This window comes from Bacillus sp. L_1B0_5 (genome assembly GCF_000836715.1).
In the GTDB taxonomy this organism is placed as follows: Bacteria; Bacillota; Bacilli; order Bacillales; family Bacillaceae_G; genus Bacillus_A; species Bacillus_A thuringiensis_S.
This window is the reverse complement of record NZ_JXIS01000067.1, coordinates 52558-73016: the sequence shown is the minus strand read 5'-3', so window position 1 is coordinate 73016 and position 20459 is coordinate 52558. Positions and strand designations below refer to the sequence as shown.

The following is a 20459-nucleotide window of genomic DNA, read 5'->3' as shown; positions in this document are numbered from 1 at the left end:
AGCTACCGTACTGCTCCACCCCGCGATAATACTATTCATATAAAATTCATATGGTGGAGGATGACGGGATCGAACCGCCGACCCCCTGCTTGTAAGGCAGGTGCTCTCCCAGCTGAGCTAATCCTCCAAAGTGGTGACCCGTACGGGATTCGAACCCGTGTTACCGCCGTGAAAGGGCGGTGTCTTAACCACTTGACCAACGGGCCAATATGTATGGCAGAGAAGAAGGGATTCGAACCCTCGCACCGCGTTAGCGATCTACTCCCTTAGCAGGGGAGCCCCTTGAGCCACTTGGGTACTTCTCTGTATGGCTCCGCAGGTAGGACTCGAACCTACGACCGATCGGTTAACAGCCGATAGCTCTACCACTGAGCTACTGCGGAATAATGAAGACAATTTGTATCTTATAAAAATTCTTTCTGTAAGTCAAGAAGTTTTTAACAACATCTTGTTCAAACGTGACATGTTTATAATATACTGGATTGCGTTTTTACTGTCAAGATGTTTTCGATATCGGTTTGAGTTTCCCTTTACACTTTCCGCAGACATATCTTTTTGTATTTATTTGACGCCTTCTTACATATTGAAGTAAACACTCCATACATTCATACTTATAAATCTTTTTTTCCTTCTCTTCATTAATCATTCGTTTACAAAAACGCGGTGCATCAACTTTCTTTAACAACTCACGAAAATCTCTGTCCCTGTGCTTATACCCTCTTCCTGTAATATGCAAGTGATAATGACACAGTTCATGTTTGATGATTCCGATTAACTCCTCCTTACCATACATTTCGTAATATCGATAATTCAGTTCAACATTGTGACTCTTCAACAGATAACGCCCACCAGTTGTACGCAGCCTACTATTGAACGTTGCTTTATGTAAAAATGGCATTCCGAAGTATTGTAGCGATACTTCTTCCACTAGCCGTTGAATTTCTTCCTCGTCCATTCTCATTCCTCCTAAACAAAAAAATATTTTTACACTTTTCACGCTTCTTATACATATATTAAATAGTACATATACCCATCCTCATTCAAGACGCGTGGTTTCTAAAAACACAACATGAATAGAAATCCACTCACCAACCTCTCATCAATAGCACTTTAGATTTTTGAGAGTAGGATTAAACAAGGAGGGATTCCTATGCCTACGTGGCTAAAAAAACAGATGCAACGTGCATATTTCGAAAAAAACCGGTATCAAATTAAATTGCTAAATGAATGCTGGTTTTATTATAGCAAAATACATCAAAACTCATAATCCATTACACTTTTTATTCTATAAAAAAAGAGCAGTTTCATCTGCTCTCTTCTCTTACTATTCAATCGGCAACATAGATAGTGCAACGCGTCCCTTTTTTGTATCAATATCATCTACCCATACTTTTACAATTTGTCCTACTGATACAACATCTAACGGATGCTTTACAAACTGTTTACTAAGCTTAGAAATATGCACTAAACCATCTTGCTTTACGCCTACATCAACAAAAGCACCAAAATCAACAACGTTACGCACTGTTCCTTCTAGTTCCATACCACGTTTTAAATCTTCTAATTTCAAAATCCCTTTTTTCAGAAGTGGTTTAGGCAACTCATCCCTCATATCTCGTTCCGGGCTAATGAGCGCATCTATAATATCAACTAACGTCGGCTCCCCAACTCCCGTTTCTTGAGACAACTTAGAAATCTCCACTTCTTCCAATCTCTTTTGTAATTGCGGTTGTCCTACGTCATCTATCGATAACCCTAAACTCTTCAATAACAATTCAACATTTTTATATTGTTCGGGATGAATACCTGTTCGATCTAATGGATTCGCTCCTTCTAATATACGCAAGAAACCTATACATTGTTCGTACGTCTTTGCACCTAAACGTGGGATTTTCTTTAGTTCCGTGCGCTTTGTGAATTTCCCATCCTCTTCTCTCTTTGCCACAATATTTTTCGCAACAGTTTTCGATAAACCTGAAACATATTGTAACAATGCAACCGAAGCCGTATTTACATTAACCCCAACTTGGTTAACAGCTGTCTCTACTACAAATGTTAATGACTCATTCAATCTCTTTTGAGATACATCATGTTGGTATTGTCCAACCCCAACTGATTTAGGATCAATTTTCACAAGTTCAGCAAGTGGATCTTGCAGACGTCTTCCAATAGAAACGGCACTTCTCTCTTCAACTTGTAAATTTGGGAATTCCTCACGGGCTAAATCAGAAGCTGAATATACACTAGCACCCGCTTCATTTACAATAATATAAAAGACGTCCTGTTTCACACTTTGTAATACATCTACTATAAATTCTTCTGTTTCTCTAGATGCTGTCCCATTACCAATTGCAATCATTTCAACTTGATATTTATCTATAATAGAAAGAACTTTCATTTTTGCATCATCATATTTACGAACAGGCGGATGCGGATAAATAACATCAATATGTAGTACTTTCCCCGTATCATCTACTACAGACAATTTACAACCAGTTCTATATGCCGGATCTACCGCTAGCACGACTTTCCCTTTCATCGGAGGTTGTAATAATAAGTTACGTAAGTTCTCAGAGAAAATATGTATCGCTTGTTCTTCAGCTGTTTCTGTTAATTCTTTACGAATTTCTCTTTCAATTGAAGATTGAATTAATCGTTTATAACCATCTTCAATCGCTAATTGTACATAATGCGCACTTTTAGAATCGTTATCACGAATTACTTTCTTATATAAGAAATTTAATATCTCATCTACTGGTGGGACAACAGAAACTCTCAATATATCTTCTTTCTCACCGCGATTCATTGCTAATACACGATGCGGTACTACTTTTTGCAATGGTTCTTCATAACTGTAATACATTTCATATATATTCTTTTCATCTTTTTCTTCACCTTTTACAGACGAAGACATAATACCTTTTCTAAAAGTAACATTTCGAATCCAACTACGATACGCAGCTTCATCTGAAATCATTTCTGCAATAATATCTTGTGCACCTTGTAAAGCTTCTTCTGCAGATTGCACTTCTTTCTCTGCATTAATAAATTCCACTGCCTTTTTAGCCGGTTCTTCTTTCTTATATAACAATAACCATTCAGCTAACGGTTCTAACCCTTTTTCTTTTGCAATCGTTGCTTTCGTTCTTCTTTTCTCTTTATATGGACGATATAAATCTTCTACTTCCTGCAACTTTGTAGCTTTAACAATTTGCTGTCTTAGCTCTCCTGTCAGTTTTCCCTTCTCATCAATAAGACGAATAACTTCTTCCTTCCTATCTTCAAGTTGCATCATATATTGCCATCTCTCTAAAATCGCACGAATTTGCACCTCATCTAAAGAGCCTGTCCATTCTTTTCGGTAACGAGCAATAAATGGAACTGTGTTACCTTCTTCTGTTAATTGAATAACATGACGAACTTGCTTTTCGCTAAAGCCTAATTCTTTCACTAACATTTTCATTAACGCTTGTCGATTATCTACCATTTCCATATACAACCGTAACCTCCTCTATAATAAAAAAAAGTTGCCCTTCAAAGAGAGCAACTTAAACTGCCGATTTAAAAATCTATTAGTCCTAAACTAATTTGTAACGCTTCATCTACACGACTCATCATCACTTCATCTAAATGAGTGATTTTGTCCGTTAAGCGTTGCTTATCGATTGTTCGAATCTGCTCAAGTAAAATAACAGAATCTCTCTCAAAACCATACTTTTTCGCATCAATTTCCACATGAGTGGGTAATTTCGCTTTTTGAATCTGTGCAGTAATAGCCGCTACAATCACCGTTGGACTAAAACGATTTCCGATGTCATTTTGAATGACAAGAACCGGACGAACGCCTCCTTGCTCAGAACCAACAACTGGGGAAAGGTCTGCAAAATACACGTCGCCGCGTTTTACAATCAAAATATTACCCCCCGCTAACTAAGCGTTCTACTGTATGAGCTGCTTCATACTCCGCTAAGAAAGCTTCAGATGCAATACCAAGATTAATTTTTCCCATTTCAATATACCCACGTCGCATTGATTCATGTTGGTAGCGTTTCTTCGTCTTATGTTGACGCAATAACAATTGTGTTGCCTGGCAAATTAGTTCATGGCGATTCTTATTCTCTTGTTTTCCAATTCCGTCCAATTCCGTTACCATTTGCTTTGGCAACCGAACCACGATTTCAGTAGTTACACTTGATTCGGACACAAAAATACACCTCCACCGTCAACTACACACCCAAATATATATATGACACCTATTGTAATAATACCATTGTATGGAGCCTGTTGCAAAGACTTCCTTATTCCTTGCTTATGTTTTCCAATTCACAAACAAAACATTCATCTTCTTAAATTTTTTATCTCATAACTAACTAAAAACAATAGAACTCCTCTTCAAAACTTACGTGTAACTTATATAAAAAATGATTATAAGTAAAAAGCTTCTCATCAAAAAGAGCTTATTATCCAGCAATGAACAGTCACTCCAATGACAAGAAGCAATCATACTACCTTCTATATATTGTTCAAGTAATTAATTATCTCTACAACCTTACCATTCCGTATAAATATTCTTGGCACACGGAAACTGATCGTTGCAATAATTTCATAATTAATAGTCCCTGAATATTCCGCAACCTCTGTAGCGCTAATATACTCATCCCCCTGCCTTCCAATAAGCGTAACTTTCGTACCAAGTGGCACTTCACAAGGAAGATGAATCATGAACTGATCCATTGTTACTCGCCCTACAATCGGTACCCTTTTACCATTTATAAGCACTTCAAATCCTTGTAATCTTCTAAGCCATCCATCTGCATAACCAATCGCTACAGTCGCGATCCATTCTTCAGTTTTCGTTCGGTAAGTGACATTATAACTAATTCCATCACCTTTAATCACCTGTTTAATATGAGCTACTTTCGTATGCAGTGATAGCGCCGGTTCTAATTCAAATGGTAAAAAAGGACGTATTTCTACAGAAGGAGATAATCCATACATTGCAATCCCAATTCGCACTGCATTAAATGTAATCCCTTGAAAACGTAACGTGGCAGCACTATTAGCTGTATGGACAAACTTAGGATCCACTCCGAATTCTTTCAACCAACTTAACTGCTCTAAGAACGTGTTATATTGCTTATCAAAATATGAAGTCTCAACCTCATCTGCCGTTGCAAAATGCGTGTATACTCCTTCTAACTCTAAAAACGGTGCACCTTCTAAACTCTTTAAAAATGCTTTCAGTTCTTTTCTTTCACGTATTCCAATTCTCCCCATACCACTATCAAAGTTAATATGGAATTTCATTACAGATGAACCATCCCAAAGTTTAATTGCTTCGTCCACCCATTCTTTTTGAAAAACAGTTAGCGCTACATCATTTTCAGCAGCTACATTTACATCACGCGGCGGCGAGGGACCTAACACTAAAATCGGCACAGTAATACCAGCCCTCCGAAGTACTAAAGCTTCATCTAAAAAAGCAACTGCTAACCTTGTTGCACCCGCTTCTAATGCCGTTTTAGCCACCGGTACATAATCGTGCCCATATGCATTTGCTTTAACTACAGCAAAAATCTCTACATTACTTGGGATGAACTCTTTAATATGCGTAACGTTGTTATAAATGGCATCTAAATCCACTTCCACCCAAGTGTCACGGTAAAATGGTGCTTCTTCCATAAATACACTTCCTTATACACGATATGCGAAGCTTATTCTTTTATATGCTTCTTTTATGAAATCCACCTTCAAACTAAGAAAAGACGTGGTGCACATATATCACCACGTCTAAGAAGTTTACTTCACCTGCTTCGCTGTAACTGAACGAGCAACCATTAGTAGCTCCTTCGGCTCTAAACCTTTAGACACGAGCATATATTCTACTCCGTTATGCGACCACGTTACAGAGTCTTTCGTCAATGCACCAATCGTAAACCCAAGATCAACTGGTTCTCCACTTACACTTACCGCTGATGAAGCCTCTGCAACTTTTGCCTTTTCTTGTATTAAAGTAAAGGATTTCTTATTTCCAGTGTATGTGAGTATCGCACGCTTGCCACTGTCTGTCTTCAACTCTTTTTCATCTTGCAGAGTCATACCTTGCGGTGTATCAAGTGGATACAAAATAGCAAACGGTTTGTCTTCTTTCGCTGTTGTTTGAACATCTACCTGCGCTCTAGACATATTTTGTTTCGTATCAAATGCACCTTTATCAAATTTCGCATCGAATTTCACCTTAGAGAAATCTACTTTTACAAGAACATTTTGATCATTATCCATTAACTTCACTGAAACTGGAGTCAAATCGCTCTTCTTCAGCGTAATCTCTTGTTTCGGCAACATATTTTGATGTTGATAGTTTGTTTTTGTTTTAAAAATATAATACTTATCTGTTTTCTCGAAAGTAAGGTTTTTCTTATCCTGCAAAATATCTCTTACAAGTGATTCATATAAATAAGCCTGGCTGCTATTTTGCGGCCAATCACTTTGAAAACGGAAGCTCTTATTAAGTGCTGGCGTTAATACAAATACACCTTCTTCATTTCTTAAAATGATTTGGCTCTGATCTTTTTTTGCATTCTTTAAATTCACACGATAAAAAGACGGTTCCTTATGCCAAATCTCTACATTATACTCCTGAGGCTCATTTCCTGTTTTAATAGATAATTTCGCTTCAGCTTGATAACTTTTCATCCCTTTTACTTTCGCTTCTAAATCTCTCACGACATCATCTTGTTTCTTTTCCACACAACCCGCCAACACAAAAACGGTCAACAAACCGACAAGAACTAAAAACAGACGCCTTTTCATCACTTCAGCCCCTTTGCCCCTATAAATGAATGGAAGATGTACCTTCCTTATCGCTACCTCAAATATATGAGACAAAGATATAAAATATGCAGACTAGCGTGACGAGCTTTCTAAAACAACTTGAGCAACAGCAAATTCCTTACTATGACTAATTGATAAATGAACAACATACTCTGTACTTGTAATCAGAATCGGCTTACCTCTTTCATCATTTTTCACTTCAATATCTAAAAAGCTCACTTCTTTCCCGATACCAGTACCTACAGCTTTTGAATACGCCTCTTTCGCTGCAAACCTTCCAGCTACAAACTCTGTAAGACGACTTCCTTTCAGCTCCATAGCAACATTACGTTCATTTTCTGTTAAAATACGTTCCATAAATTTAAGCTTTCCATCTAGCATTTTTTCAATACGATTTAATTCAATAATATCGATTCCAATCCCTATAATCATTTCAAAATCCCCTTCTTCTATTTAACTTTCTTCTTTCATATTGATAAGAATAACAGAGAATCTTTCTGATGCAAAAGGGGTGATAGTAACCGTATGCTAATAAGATCTACTCAGATTTCTTTACAACCGACTATTCTCACCTTACTTTTTATTCACTTAGTCATGATGATATTAGGCGACTTTTTCCTCTTCCCACTGGCAGCCTCTAATGAATATATCGCTAAAGGAGAATGGTGGCGTGTCATAACTTCCCTTCTGGTACACGTAGACTTACAACATTTTCTTTCTAATAGTATTTTTTTGTTTGCACTTGGTTCTTCTATCGAAAAGCAACTCGGACACTTTTCTTTTTTTATTCTATTTTTTCTTTCTGGAATTTCTGGAAATATTTCTTCTTATATTATTATGCCTCCTGAATATATTCACGCAGGTGCATCAGGTGGTATTTTCGGACTATTAGGCGCACAATTATTTTTATTGTACAATCGATACCGCTCTTCAAAACCAAAAGAAATTGCCATTTTCTCAATTATGATACTTCTATTACTGCTATTTACTTTCTTTAATCCTTCCGCCAATCCGATCAGTCATTTAACAGGTTTAATAACCGGCGGCATTTTAACTCCTTTTTTAACAAAAAAAAACGATGGTGCAAAGCTTATTTAATATAAAAGCTTGCACCATCGATAATTTCTACATCTACCTGTTCGCTTAAATCCCTCATTAATTGAAATAAAGACTCATCCTTCATCTTCGCCTCAATCATACAATCAATTTGCGGAACACTTCCCTTTATCCTTCTTAAAAAAGATAAAAATGCGTCTACATTAATATAATCTGCATGAGCTCTTGGATCTTTTCCCTCTCTAGGGCTAGAAATATGCATTTTAACCGGCAACAAAGATGTTTCCCACGTATGAACAACACGTGCCCAATCTTCATACCAATCTTCTTGCTCATTATTCATCATATGGTGATGCAAATCAAACACGACGGGAATATCTAATTTTTCTCCTAAATATAATGTTTCCTCTAACGTAAAAGTTGTATCATCATTTTCTAATATAATCATTTCTTGAATACCCCTTGGGACATTAGACCAATTCTCTATAAAACGCTCTAATGCAAGTTCTTTATCTTTATACCCTCCTCCAACATGCAGTACACATCGTTGCTTATGTTCAATCCCCATGCCTTTTAATAATTTTTTGTGCATCTGCAGTGTCTTTACAGATTGTTTAAAAACACTCTCCTCAGGTGAATTTAGTACAACAAAATGATCTGGATGGAAATCAATTCGCATATTCATATGAATTGCATATTCACCTAATTCTTTCAATTTTTCTTTTAAAGGACGAATATAGTTCCACTCTAGCAATTCCTCATGATTCGCTAAAGGAATGAGCTTAGAACTAAGCCGAAAGAAAGATATGTCATGTCCCTTATTATGCTTTAATAAACGTAAACAATTTTCCAAATTGGAATTAGCAATTCTTTCAAGTTTACGAATTGCAGCATCACGATCATCTATTTTCTGAAACTGTGCGTACGTCATCGTTTGAGATGGGGATGCATTCTTCAAATGCACACTCATCGCAACGTAACCAAGCCTTACAAGCATATAACAGCCCCTTTTCTATCATAACTACTATGTAGTATGCACAATTACAGAAATAAAAAAAGAGAATGCCAGCAAAGGGCATTCTCTTTTTTATTAAGCTTGTGGACGGCTATGATGTTTTCTTTCGCCGCGTCCATTTGAAGATCCTGGGCGACCTTGACCTTCACCTCTACGACCACGACTACCACCATCACGATTACGATCACGGTTTCCATCACGATTGCGATCACGGTTTCCGTCACGATTACGTCCATCACGGTTACGACCATCGCCACCGCCGCGTCCATCACGACTACGATTACGGTTACCATCACGGTATCCGCCTCCGTTACCGCCACGTTTCTTAGAACCGCCACCTCTTGAAACAACTGGTGGTTCTGATGTTAAAGCGATCGGAGTTGTATCCGGCTCTTTAGTCATCATTTTTAAAGCAGCAGCTACTACTGTTACAGAGTCATTCTCTTCTAACATTTCTTCTGCAATACGCTTGTAGTATGATAAGTTCTCATTTTGGATTGTGCTTTGAAGTTTTTCAGCGATTAAACGTTGTTGACCTTCTAATGCCTCGTCAAGTGTCGGTGCTTCCATACGATCAACTTTACGTTTTGTTGTACGCTCGATATTTTTTAATTGTCCTGATTCACGTGGTGTTACAAATAACATTGCAATACCTTTTTTACCTGCACGGCCAGTACGACCAATACGGTGAACGTATGATTCTGGATCTTGTGGGATATCGAAGTTGTATACGTGTGTTACGCCTGAAATATCAAGACCACGTGCAGCAACGTCTGTTGCAACAAGAACTTCAATAGCACCTTCTTTAAATTTACGTAATACAGACATACGTTTCGCCTGTGTTAAGTCACCATGAATACCTTCTGCTGCATAACCACGTAAGTTTAATGCTTCTGATAATTCATCAACACGACGCTTTGTACGACCGAATACGATCGCAAGCTCTGGAGATTGAATATCTAGTAAGCGTGTTAACACGTCAAACTTTTTCTTTTCTTGCACTTCTAAATAGAACTGCTGAATGTTTGGCATTGTTACTTCTTTTGCTTTTACTTTAATGTGTTGAGGCTCAGTCATGAAACGCTCAGCAATACGACGGATTGGATCTGGCATTGTCGCTGAGAATAATAATGTTTGATGTGTTTCTGGCACATCTGTTAAAATCGCTTCAATATCTTCAATGAAGCCCATGTTTAACATTTCATCCGCTTCATCAAGAACAACAGTCTCTACGTTTTGTAAGCGAAGTGTTTTACGGTTAATATGATCTAAAATACGACCCGGCGTACCAACAATAATGTGTGGGTGTTTTTTTAGAGCACGAATTTGGCGGTTAATATCTTGACCACCATAAATTGGTAGAATACGAACACGTTTATGTTTACCAATTTTGTATAGCTCTTCTCCAACTTGAATTGCTAATTCACGCGTTGGCGCGATAACAATACCTTGAACTGCTTCTTTATTTGTATCCACTTTATCTAATAGTGGTAATCCGAATGCTGCTGTTTTCCCTGTACCTGTTTGCGCTTGCCCAATAATATCCTTACCTTGCAATGCATGTGGAATTGTTTCAGCTTGAATCGGCGTAGCCTCTTCAAAGCCCATACTTTCAACCGATTGCAGTAAAGACTCACTTAATCCTAATTCTCGAAATGTTGTCAATGTTACTTCTCCTTTTCTATCCTATACTTATCATTTAAAAAAAGGCGTTTTCCGAATTTGCGGAAAAGCCCTTTTCCTGAATGCTCACGTATATAACCGGGCGTATATTCTTCACGAAAATACTTCTAAACGTTATTACACTTTATCAATTATAAGTTTTGTATGTGTAAAAAGCAAACCCAACTGTTACCTTATTTTATATTCAGGGCCTTTTTCTTTACTTTTATTTTTTTATCATTTACTGTAAGCGCTTATTATAAGTTTCTTCTATTTTCGTGACTATCATCCCTATTTATATACACCAATTATTTCAACATCGTAATTACTTCTTCTAATTTCATACCGCGAGATGCTTTTATTAATACAACATCTTTCGCATCGACTACTGCTTGTAAATCTCTTACTAACTCTTCTTTATTATCATACGCCTTTACACGTTCATTAGGGAAATTAATTTTCGCTCCTTCAGCAATTTGAGCTCCTAATCTACCGTATGTGAATACATGTGAGATTTTTGCTGGATCGATCAATTTACCTACCTCATAATGGAACTGCACTTCTTGATTTCCAAGTTCTAACATATCACCGAGCACAACGATTTTTTTAGTAAATCCATCTAAACCGTTCATTAAATGGAATGCTGCCTCCATAGCCGTCGGACTTGCATTATAAGCATCGTTGATAATTGTTAATCCACTATCCGTTTTTACAATCTCCATACGCATGCCCGTCATTTGAAGTGTTACTAAACCTTGTTTCATTTCTTCCCACGTCACACCAAAATGTGTCGCAATTGCCATTGAAGCAAGTGTATTGTACACATTATGTTTTCCTAACACCGGTAGGTAGAATGAAATATTTTCATCTCTATTCATTTTAAAATGTGTCCCCGTTGCCTGTAATGTTACAGTCGTTGGATAGTAATCGTTGGCTCTTGCATCACCAAACGTAACTGTTTCTGCCGCTAAATTCATTTCAGGAACACGATTCGTTAATAGCGGCTCATCTCCATTATATACGAACACGCCACCTTCTTGTAACCCTGTAACAATTTCTAATTTCGCTTCAGCAATTGCCTCACGAGATCCTAAATCCATTAAATGTGCCTCACCAATATTCGTAATGATAGCTGCATTAGGACGAGCTAACTTAGATAAAAATTCAATCTCTCCTCGGCTTGACATACCCATTTCTAATACAGCTACTTCTGTATTTTCTTCTAAGTTTAAAATAGTGAGAGGTAACCCAATATGGTTATTGAAATTCCCTTCTGTTTTTTGAACTTTGAACTTAGTCGCGAGAATACTTGTCACAATATCTTTCGTGGATGTTTTACCGTTACTACCTGTCACACCAACAACTTTAACATCCAATTGATCGCGATAATTTTTCGCTAACATTTGCAGTGCAGATAGCGTATCTTCTACAAAAATAACCGGAAGATTCTCGGGTGGATTTGCTACATCTTTCATCCACAATGTAGCTACAGCTCCATTTTCAACTGCTTTATCTACAAAAGCATGTCCATCGAAACGCTCCCCTTGAATCGGAACATATAAGTTTCCTTTTTCAATTTTTCTCGTATCAATAGACACGCCTTGAATAATAGTTCCCTCATATTGCTCTGCTAATCCAGTACCATTTACCATCTGTTCTACTTGCTTTAACATTCGCTTTATCATATAGAAACGCTCCTTACATAGAGGAAGCACTATTCCTACGAATAGTGCTTCCTCCTTTTTTTGTTAGATTGTATATTTAATTTTTTGTTTTTCTTCGTGACGTTCAATCGCTAAACGAATTAGCTCTTCGATTAACTCTGGATACGGTAACCCAGTATGTTGCCATAATAGAGGGAACATACTAAACGGTGTAAATCCTGGCATAGTGTTTACTTCGTTAATATACACTTCTCCGTCTTTCGTTAAGAAGAAATCAGCTCGCGTTAAGCCTGCACCATCTAATGATTGGAACGCAATAATTGCATCACGCTTAATTACATCAGATTCTTCTTCTGTCATTTCAGCTGGAATAATTAACGCCGTATCACCATCGATATATTTCGACTTATAATCATAGAAGTCCTTTTTCGGAACGATTTCACCTACAACTGAACATTTCGGCTCATCATTACCTAGTACACCAACTTCTACTTCACGACCTACAATATTTTCTTCTACAATAATTTTGCGATCAAATTGGAATGCCTCTACAAATGCATTCTCAAGTTCTTCACGATTTTTACACTTATTAATACCAACACTTGAACCAAGGTTTGCTGGTTTTACGAAGCAAGGATATCCTAACTTATCTTCTACTTTAGAATAAGCTTCCTCACGATTTTTTTCCCATGCACTGCGGATGAAAGACGCATATTTTGCTTGTTTTAAACCAGCCTCTGCAAAGATGTTTTTCATAACAACTTTATCCATACCAGCAGATGATGCTAGAACACCATTTCCTACATAAGGAATATTCATCAATTCTAATAATCCTTGAACCGTTCCATCTTCACCGTTTGGTCCATGTAGTAATGGGAAAATAACGTCAATAGCGTTTTCCTCAGAAGCTGCAGATGGAATGATTTCTGTACTTAATGATAATGGAGAAATCGCATTTTCTGCACCGCTCATTTTTAAAGCTTCAACATCTGTTACTTCGCCTTCAATACGCTCACCGCGTACCCATTGACCTTGTTCTGTAATATAAATTGGATGAATCTCGAATTTATCTTGATTTAACGCTTTAATAGCAGCAAGAGCCGTCTGTAGCGAAACTTGATGCTCAGCTGATTTTCCACCATATAATAAACCTAATTTAATTTTCGTCAATGAAATCACCCTAACCAATTGTTTTCATTTTTCTATTTTAGCACTTTTTATAAAAATAGGTAGTTCCTATTTGAAATAAAATGTAACTTCCATAAATAATTAAATAACATCACTTATTGGTTTTTTATTTCATTTTCTTTATAGCTACACAAAATAAAATGGCAATCTAATCTAGTTATGTACCTAAAATATGTAGAAATCCCCTTTTTTGTGTATGTCACCTATTTACTAAGAAGATTGTTTGGTTAGTGTATCTTTTTGCCTTTGCTCAACAAGGCGATCTAAAGAAATATATACAATACCTGCAACTACACATCCTACAGCTAAAATTGTAAATAGAAAGTGGCCAAGTAATCGATCTAATAAAAAGCCTCCCAAAAGTGGACCAAATGCGCTTCCTGTAATCCACTGCAAACTTGCAGCGCCCATATAAGTCCCTCTCAAATGCTCAGGTGCCAAGTTTGCTACAAATGTCATCTGTACAGGCGACATAATCATCTCACCTAACGTATATATAGCATAAACGAACAGTAGTGTTATTAAAATAACTGTAGCATTTGTATTAAACTCTCCAAACCACTTCGGTAACCACCCTATAAAAAATAATCCAATCCCGAACAAACATGCACCATATAACATCGTCTTCCCGACTGGTTTATCCGTAGCCCATTTTGAAATTTGAAATTGGAATAAAACAACTAATAGTCCGTTTAACGCCATTAAATATGGATATGGATTATTCGTTCCAAAAATACGCTTCATTTCGTTATCAAAATGTAGTGGCAACATGCCTTCTGTTTGAGAAAACCCCATCGAAATGATAATACCTGCTAATAAGTAAATCATTAATGCCTTATCTCGCATTACAATTTTCCAAACTGCCCCAGATTCCTTTTCTTTATGTTCTTCCTTATCTGTCCTCTTTGGCATCGTCTCTTGAATAAGAAGTAATACAAGTAACGCATAAAATAGCATTGTAGAAGAGGCAATAATAAACACAAGATTCTTTGACAACACAACTACTGATGCTCCCATTATCGGACCAATCGCAGCACCTATATTGTGTCCCATTCGTAATAAACCATATGCCTCTGTTCTTTTTTCTGGTGCCGTTACATCTGCGACCATAGCTGATGCAGCTGGATGAAATAAAGAATTACTCAATCCTAAAAAAATAGATAAAATTGCATATGGAATAAATCCTTCTATAAATAGAAAACCGAGCATTAATAATGCATTACTTGCCATAGAAAATATCATAATCGGTTTTCTTCCATATATGTCAGCAATTCTTCCTCCTATAAGTGATCCAAAGCTTGCAGCAATTGGAGAAAGCGCCATAATAACCCCAACTTCCAACAACGAATCTACCTTATCTTTTAAATATAATGCAAAAAAAGGCATTAACATCATCATTGCAATTCCATTTAACGTCTCTCCAATAAATCGAATCCATACGTTACGGTCCATCTCCCTTAACTCACGCCACGTATTTTTCATCATTTCCCCCCTTTAGTTAGCCAACAATTATCTTATAATAAGTTCAGAAAAATGTAAATTTTCAAATAAAAAAATCCATTCTAACAGAATTAGAATGGATTTTTTCGCTTATAAATTCGCAACATCTTCTTCTTTTTTACTATTATTTAAAGCACTATGTTTTCGGCTATATAAGAAGTAAACCGCTATACCAATAACCATCCATATCCCAAAACTAATCCATGCTGTCCCTGATAATTGAAGCATTAAGTATAAACAGAAAATCACTGTTAATGCTGGTAAAAATGGTACAAGCGGAGCCTTAAATGCCCTTGGTAAGTCTGGATGAGTTCTTCTCATTACAATTACCGCAACAGCTACGAGTGCAAATGCTGACAATGTCCCCATGTTTACAAGATGTGCTAAAACATTTAAATCTATTAATCCTGAAATCAGTGCCGCAATAATCCCCGTTGTCCATGTATTTAAAAATGGCGTTTTAAATTTCGGATGAACTTTAGCAAGACGCTTCGGTAATAAACCATCTCGGCTCATCGCATAAGAAACACGAACTTGCCCATACATCATAACTAGCATTACTGTTGTAATCCCTGTAATTGCTCCTACTGAAATTACCCCCGCTAATCCATCTTGTCCAATAAATTGAAGTGCAAAAGCAACTGGATCTGATATATTTAGCTGTCCGTATGGAACAATTCCTGTCAAAATAAGCGAAACAACGATATAAAGAACTGTACAAATTAATAACGATGCAATAATACCAATTGGTAAATCACGTTGCGGACGTTTCACTTCTTCTGCCGCTGTTGAAACTGCATCAAATCCTATAAATGCGAAGAATACTGTGGCCGCTCCAGCCATTACACCATCTAAACCAAATGGCATAAAAGGCGTCCAGTTTTCAGGTTTCACATAATTAAAACCAGCAAAGATAAAAATAAGAACAACTGCTATTTTAATAAATACCATAATGTTATTTACTCGTGCACTTTCACGAACACCCCTAGATAAAAGAACTGTCATCACTAAAATAATTAGAACTGCAGGTAAATCGATTATTCCACCCTTACCTGTACCAGGAGCCGAGGAGAGAATAGTCGGAATATGAATTCCAAACCCCTTTAATAAAGATTGAAAATATGCAGACCAACCGTTTGCTACAGCAGATGTAGCAAGTAAATATTCAAGCATTAAGTCCCAGCCAATTAAAAATGCGAATACTTCCCCCATCGTCGCGTATGTATACGTATACACACTGCCCGAGACAGGAACTGAAGAAGCAAATTCAGCATAACAAAATGCAGCAAAGGCACAAGCTAGCGCGGCAATCGCAAATGATAATATAATAGCTGGCCCAGAATGTTTCGCTGCCACAACACCCGTTAGAACAAAAATACCAGTTCCAACGATTGCACCGATTCCAAGCATAGTTAAATCTAGCGCGCCCAATGTTCTTGCTAACGTTTTTTGCTTACTTTCTTGCATTAACTTTGCAATTGGCTTCTTTTGAAAAATTTGCTTCATCTTTCACTCCTCCAAGTTTTAAATTTTCTGAAAATTTTTAATTCGCTTTTTTATTTTACTCATTACGCTTTTCCCAGTCAATACTTTTGTCGAAACAAGTAGAAATTCTTCTGAATATGCACCATCCTTATCATTCTTTCTATATATCTTTCGACAACTCTTTTTGGTATTATTATACATGTCGATTCCACAAAAAAGCATGCTCCCTTATTGAGAGCATGCCTTTTTTTACTTATTTCACAGTATATGAACCTTGTTCAATCCAGCTATACATATACTTTTCATCTTCTGTTTCATGTGCTTGTTTTACAATACGAAGCGGACGGAATGTGTCTATCATAACAGCTAATTCAAGCGTCTCTTTCTTCCCTATACTTGCCTCTGTTTTCCCCGGATGCGGCCCATGAGGAATCCCGCTCGGATGAAGTGTAATAGAACCTTCTTCCACACCTTTGCGACTCATAAAGTTTCCTTCTACATAATAAAGAACTTCATCACTATTAACATTACTATGATAATATGGTGCCGGAATTGACTCTGGATGATAATCGTATAAACGTGGTACGAAAGAGCAAATAACAAAATTATGCCCTTCAAATGTTTGATGTACTGGCGGTGGTTGATGAATGCGCCCTGTAATTGGTTCAAAATCCTCTACATTAAATACCCACGGATACAAATAGCCATCCCATCCAACAACATCTAACGGGTGGTGTCCTAAAACATGTTTATGCATATATCCTCTTGATTTTGTCATTACGACAAACTCGCCTTTTTCATCATAGGTCTCTAATTTTTCTGGACCACGAAGATCTCTTTCACAAAACGGACTATGCTCTAACAATTGTCCATATTCATTTCGATAACGACGCGGTGTTGTAATTTGGCTATTCACCTCTACAACAAGAAACTTAGTCTCTCCTTCATCTGGAATAACACGATAAATCGTTCCAATTGGGATCGTTACATAGTCGCCTTTTCTATAGTGAATCGTTCCAAACATCGTTTCAATTTTCCCTGTTCCATAATGAACAAATAACATTTCGTCGCCATCACCATTACGATAGAAATAATCCATTTTTTCTGTTGGGCTCACTACTCCAATTAACAAATCTTCATTTCCAAGTATGAAATTCCGTCCACTTATTGCATCACCACTTTTTTTATTTTCTTTCGTTCGGAAGTGGCGATGAGAAAGAGCAACATCCTCTTCATACTGCAACTGACAAGAATGCGATAATGCAGAATGACCTACTTCTGTTGGCATATAGTGATGATACAAAATAGACTGCGTACCAGAAAATCCTTTTGTTCCCATTACCTGTTCACGATAAAGCGATCCATCTTTTTTACGAAATTGTACATGTCGTTTATGAGGTAGTTCTCCCATGTGACGATAAAACATGCCCATCACCCGCTTCCTTTTCTTTTTTGATCGTATTACGTAGTGTACCTAAACCAGTAATCGACAGCTCTACAACATCTCCATCTTGTAGCCACTCTTCTGTACCAAGTTCTAAAATACATCCTGTTCCTACTGTCCCAGAACCAATCACATCTCCTGGATATAACGTAACGTCCTCTGAAGCACGTTCAATCATTTCAGCAAATGTATAGTAAATATCTTGGAAGTTTCCCTTTGATAATAGTTTTCCGTTTACATGAGCAGTCATTTCTAAATCATATCGATCACCATTACGATAAACATCTAATTCCTCTTTCGTAACAAGATGTGCTCCTAACGAAGTTGCAAAGTCCTTTCCTTTCGCCGGACCGAGACCTACTTTCATTTCTGTTGCTTGTAAGTCTCTCGCACTCCAGTCGTTCATAATACAATAACCAAAAATATATTCCTCTGCTCGCTCACGAGAAATATTTCGCCCTTCTTTTCCTATTACGCAAGCAATCTCCAGCTCATAATCAAGCTTTTTAGACTTTTTCGGACCAATTACAAAATCACCGGAACCAATTACAGCACGATGATTAGTAAAATAAAAAACCGGAATATCATACCATTCAGGCACAACATCTAGTCCTCTTCGTCCACGAGCTGTTTTTACATGTTGTTCAAATGCGTAAAAATCTCGAATACTACTCGGATTAGGAAGAGCAGCTGTCAATTGTACTTCTTCTAAAGCATATATACCCTTATTTGGATTCTTAATATTCCGCACTACTTCTACATACTCATCAGCTTTTTCTAAAAAAGCCATCATAGCAGAAGGGATTTTCCCTTCACTAGCAAGATTCATATCTATTACTTTGTCACCTTCAAGCCATCCAGCCCGTATTTCTTTTGAAGGAAGACGAAATGTAACAAATTTCATCCTGATTCCTCCTTATAAAAATGAAATTTCCACCAGCAAAGGGACTTTTGCTGGTGGATATAAATCTTATAAGTTTCCGCGACGCTCTTGTTCTCTTTCAATTGATTCGAATAACGCTTTAAAGTTTCCTTCACCAAATCCACGAGAACCTTTACGTTGAATGATTTCAATAAATAAAGTCGGGCGATCTACAATTGGTTTCGTAAAAATTTGTAGTAAGTAACCTTCATCATCACGATCTACTAAGATCTTTAATTCTTTTAGCTTATCAATTTCTTCATCGATTTTTCCAACTCGTGCAGTTAACTCATCATAATAAGTATCAGGTGTATCTAAAAACTCCACCCCATTTGCACGAAGCGCTTCAACCGTTTTAACAATATCACTTGTTAATAAAGCAAGATGCTGTACACCAGCTCCATTATAGAATTCTAGATACTCTTGAATTTGTGACTTTCTCTTTCCGTCTGCTGGTTCGTTAATCGGAAACTTAATACGGCTTCCATTCGTCATAACTTTCGACATTAACGCCGAATACTCTGTACTAATATCGTCATCATCAAAATGAATCATTTGTTTAAAGCCCATGACATTCTCGTAATAACTAACCCACTCTTCCATTTTTTCAACATTACCAACTACATGATCGACAGCAATTAAACCAGACTCTTCAAATGGAATATTAAACTCTACCTTTTGGAATCCTGGCATAAATGCCCCTTTATAATTTTTACGCTCTACAAGCGTATGAATTGTATCACCATACGTACCAATAACTGCTTTTTTCAATGTACCGTCCTCATCTGTTAATTCCTCTGGTGGAGCAATTGCGACGGCACCACGTTTCACTGCTTCTGAGTATGCTTTATCAACATCATCAACAAGTAGTGCCACATCCTTCACGCCATCACCATGAGTCTTTACAAACTCTGCAATACGATTTTCACTACTTAAAGCTCCAGACACAACGAAACGCATATTTTTTTGCACAAGAACATAAGATACCTTTTCACGGTTTCCAGTTTCTAATCCAGAGTAAGCCACAATTTTGAATCCGAACGCTCTCGCAAGATAATAACTCGATTGCTTTGCATTCCCTACGTAAAATTCCAAATGATCTACATCACGTACTGGAAAAAAATCCTCCATTTGTGCAGCTAGCGTATCCATAGATTTTTGTTTCATAATATCTTCATCCCCCTGTAAATAGATTAAATGGTCCATACTTAAAACCAACCGAAAACGCTTCCAACATAAATAAATAGAAATTAGTTAGCAAGCTAACAAATTCTGACCTTTAAAATTTTCTATCTTTTCTGTCAAATTCCTCTTTTTTTCTTACATATAAAATTCGACTTTTTTCTCTTTGAAATAAAGCGGGATTTTATTCAGTGGATTTTTGATTATTCGTTGAATCAAATTTCAAACGCAGCGTCTAATTAGCCATAAATGCTGGATAATGAGGTAACTTTAATACTTGAGGGTATATAAGAAGAATATAAAAAAGACTCCAACATATTAACTACTTACTAATACGTTAGAGTCTTTATTTTTTTTGAATGATTGTATTTATATATATCATACTAATACACTTGCAAGGAATAGAATAAATGATGTTAATATTACCGCTCCACCTAAGGATCCTAATAAATCTGTTTTTGTTACTTGAAACACTTGTTCACTGTTCATATCCCTCATTCTCCCTTC

19 protein-coding genes and 4 tRNA genes are annotated in these 20459 nt (G+C 36.9%); 2 read left to right on the top strand and 21 right to left on the bottom strand.

The features are described from left to right. Positions 1-51 precede the first annotated feature (51 nt). From RT27_RS21215 to RT27_RS21195, 5 genes are all read right to left on the bottom strand, one after another. A tRNA-Val gene (locus RT27_RS21215) sits at positions 52-127 on the bottom strand. A gap of 4 nt (positions 128-131) precedes the next feature. Continuing rightward, a tRNA-Glu gene (locus tag RT27_RS21210) sits at positions 132-206 on the bottom strand. Positions 207-214: 8 nt separating this feature from the next. Beyond that, positions 215-305, bottom strand: a tRNA-Ser gene (locus RT27_RS21205). Positions 306-308: 3 nt separating this feature from the next. Continuing rightward, a tRNA-Asn gene (locus RT27_RS21200) sits at positions 309-383 on the bottom strand. Between the two features lie 113 nt (positions 384-496). Then, positions 497-955, bottom strand: a complete 459-nt coding sequence (locus tag RT27_RS21195; protein ID WP_016083957.1) for a SprT family protein — start codon at positions 953-955, stop codon at positions 497-499. Positions 956-1150: 195 nt separating this feature from the next. Between RT27_RS21195 and cmpA the strand changes: the two genes are divergently transcribed. Further along, positions 1151-1267: a cortex morphogenetic protein CmpA gene (gene cmpA, locus RT27_RS33885; protein ID WP_001143640.1), complete on the top strand. Its 117-nt coding sequence runs from the start codon at positions 1151-1153 to the stop codon at positions 1265-1267. 57 nt (positions 1268-1324) lie between these two features. On the opposite strand, the gene RT27_RS21190 is transcribed toward cmpA, so the two are convergent. From RT27_RS21190 to acpS, 6 genes are all read right to left on the bottom strand, one after another. Continuing rightward, a complete protein-coding gene (locus RT27_RS21190; RefSeq protein ID WP_043937331.1) occupies positions 1325-3493 on the bottom strand; it encodes a Tex family protein in 2169 nt (722 codons plus the stop codon). A gap of 68 nt (positions 3494-3561) precedes the next feature. After that, positions 3562-3912: a type II toxin-antitoxin system endoribonuclease NdoA gene (ndoA, locus tag RT27_RS21185; RefSeq protein WP_000635965.1), complete on the bottom strand. Its 351-nt coding sequence runs from the start codon at positions 3910-3912 to the stop codon at positions 3562-3564. Between the two features lie 4 nt (positions 3913-3916). Next, positions 3917-4204 (bottom strand): antitoxin EndoAI, encoded by a 288-nt coding sequence (locus RT27_RS21180; protein ID WP_000004570.1) that lies wholly within the window; start codon positions 4202-4204, stop codon positions 3917-3919. A gap of 308 nt (positions 4205-4512) precedes the next feature. Further along, a complete protein-coding gene (alr, locus tag RT27_RS21175; protein ID WP_043937329.1) occupies positions 4513-5682 on the bottom strand; it encodes an alanine racemase in 1170 nt (389 codons plus the stop codon). 117 nt (positions 5683-5799) lie between these two features. Continuing rightward, on the bottom strand, positions 5800-6750 hold the full coding sequence (locus RT27_RS21170) for an outer membrane lipoprotein carrier protein LolA (protein ID WP_002094231.1): 951 nt from the start codon (positions 6748-6750) through the stop codon (positions 5800-5802). Between the two features lie 156 nt (positions 6751-6906). Beyond that, a complete protein-coding gene (gene acpS / locus RT27_RS21165) occupies positions 6907-7266 on the bottom strand; it encodes a holo-ACP synthase (RefSeq protein ID WP_000583418.1) in 360 nt (119 codons plus the stop codon). Between the two features lie 93 nt (positions 7267-7359). Between acpS and RT27_RS21160 the strand changes: the two genes are divergently transcribed. After that, entirely contained in the window at positions 7360-7932 is a 573-nt protein-coding gene (locus RT27_RS21160) for a rhomboid family intramembrane serine protease (RefSeq protein WP_000908525.1), read from the top strand. Here the strand turns inward: RT27_RS21160 and uvsE are convergent. From uvsE to RT27_RS21105, 10 genes are all read right to left on the bottom strand, one after another. Next, on the bottom strand, positions 7925-8887 hold the full coding sequence (gene uvsE / locus RT27_RS21155) for a UV DNA damage repair endonuclease UvsE (protein ID WP_000961146.1): 963 nt from the start codon (positions 8885-8887) through the stop codon (positions 7925-7927). The genes RT27_RS21160 and uvsE overlap by 8 nt on opposite strands. Positions 8888-8980: 93 nt before the next feature. Beyond that, the gene (locus RT27_RS21150) at positions 8981-10570 is read right to left on the bottom strand and encodes a DEAD/DEAH box helicase (RefSeq protein ID WP_000206602.1); all 1590 of its coding nucleotides are present in this window, start codon (positions 10568-10570) and stop codon (positions 8981-8983) included. A gap of 305 nt (positions 10571-10875) precedes the next feature. Beyond that, complete coding sequence (gene murF / locus RT27_RS21145) at positions 10876-12252, bottom strand: UDP-N-acetylmuramoyl-tripeptide--D-alanyl-D-alanine ligase (RefSeq protein ID WP_000595969.1); 1377 nt, start codon at positions 12250-12252, stop codon at positions 10876-10878. A 63-nt stretch (positions 12253-12315) separates the two neighbouring features. Next, the gene (locus tag RT27_RS21140; RefSeq protein WP_016083961.1) at positions 12316-13401 is read right to left on the bottom strand and encodes a D-alanine--D-alanine ligase; all 1086 of its coding nucleotides are present in this window, start codon (positions 13399-13401) and stop codon (positions 12316-12318) included. Between the two features lie 228 nt (positions 13402-13629). Continuing rightward, positions 13630-14901 (bottom strand): MFS transporter, encoded by a 1272-nt coding sequence (locus tag RT27_RS21135; protein ID WP_043315020.1) that lies wholly within the window; start codon positions 14899-14901, stop codon positions 13630-13632. 108 nt (positions 14902-15009) lie between these two features. Next, positions 15010-16425: an amino acid permease gene (locus tag RT27_RS21130; RefSeq protein ID WP_000809361.1), complete on the bottom strand. Its 1416-nt coding sequence runs from the start codon at positions 16423-16425 to the stop codon at positions 15010-15012. Positions 16426-16657: 232 nt separating this feature from the next. Then, a complete protein-coding gene (locus tag RT27_RS21120; RefSeq protein WP_043937333.1) occupies positions 16658-17830 on the bottom strand; it encodes a homogentisate 1,2-dioxygenase in 1173 nt (390 codons plus the stop codon). Beyond that, complete coding sequence (locus RT27_RS21115; RefSeq protein ID WP_043937326.1) at positions 17796-18752, bottom strand: fumarylacetoacetate hydrolase family protein; 957 nt, start codon at positions 18750-18752, stop codon at positions 17796-17798. Before RT27_RS21115 ends, RT27_RS21120 begins: the two co-directional genes overlap by 35 nt. A gap of 66 nt (positions 18753-18818) precedes the next feature. Further along, positions 18819-19937, bottom strand: a complete 1119-nt coding sequence (hppD, locus tag RT27_RS21110; RefSeq protein WP_000810920.1) for a 4-hydroxyphenylpyruvate dioxygenase — start codon at positions 19935-19937, stop codon at positions 18819-18821. Positions 19938-20330: 393 nt separating this feature from the next. Beyond that, positions 20331-20441 carry a DUF3948 family protein gene (locus tag RT27_RS21105; protein ID WP_001083691.1) on the bottom strand — a complete coding sequence of 37 codons (111 nt, stop codon included), beginning with the start codon at positions 20439-20441 and terminating at the stop codon, positions 20331-20333. Positions 20442-20459 lie beyond the last annotated feature (18 nt).

Excerpts from the sequence above, each read along its gene's own strand:
- RT27_RS21160 (WP_000908525.1), top strand. The coding sequence starts at position 7,360 with ATGCTAATAAGATCTACTCAGATTTCTTTACAACCGACTATTCTCACC.
- RT27_RS21130 (WP_000809361.1), bottom strand. The coding sequence starts at position 16,425 with ATGAAGCAAATTTTTCAAAAGAAGCCAATTGCAAAGTTAATGCAAGAA.
- RT27_RS21120 (WP_043937333.1), bottom strand. The coding sequence starts at position 17,830 with ATGTTTTATCGTCACATGGGAGAACTACCTCATAAACGACATGTACAA.
- alr (WP_043937329.1), bottom strand. The coding sequence starts at position 5,682 with ATGGAAGAAGCACCATTTTACCGTGACACTTGGGTGGAAGTGGATTTA.
- acpS (WP_000583418.1), bottom strand. The coding sequence starts at position 7,266 with ATGATTATAGGGATTGGAATCGATATTATTGAATTAAATCGTATTGAA.
- murF (WP_000595969.1), bottom strand. The coding sequence starts at position 12,252 with ATGATAAAGCGAATGTTAAAGCAAGTAGAACAGATGGTAAATGGTACT.
- RT27_RS21195 (WP_016083957.1), bottom strand. The coding sequence starts at position 955 with ATGGACGAGGAAGAAATTCAACGGCTAGTGGAAGAAGTATCGCTACAA.
- hppD (WP_000810920.1), bottom strand. The coding sequence starts at position 19,937 with ATGAAACAAAAATCTATGGATACGCTAGCTGCACAAATGGAGGATTTT.
- RT27_RS21135 (WP_043315020.1), bottom strand. The coding sequence starts at position 14,901 with ATGAAAAATACGTGGCGTGAGTTAAGGGAGATGGACCGTAACGTATGG.
- RT27_RS21190 (WP_043937331.1), bottom strand. The coding sequence starts at position 3,493 with ATGGAAATGGTAGATAATCGACAAGCGTTAATGAAAATGTTAGTGAAA.
- RT27_RS21105 (WP_001083691.1), bottom strand. The coding sequence starts at position 20,441 with ATGAACAGTGAACAAGTGTTTCAAGTAACAAAAACAGATTTATTAGGA.
- RT27_RS21115 (WP_043937326.1), bottom strand. The coding sequence starts at position 18,752 with ATGAAATTTGTTACATTTCGTCTTCCTTCAAAAGAAATACGGGCTGGA.
- uvsE (WP_000961146.1), bottom strand. The coding sequence starts at position 8,887 with ATGCTTGTAAGGCTTGGTTACGTTGCGATGAGTGTGCATTTGAAGAAT.
- cmpA (WP_001143640.1), top strand. The coding sequence starts at position 1,151 with ATGCCTACGTGGCTAAAAAAACAGATGCAACGTGCATATTTCGAAAAA.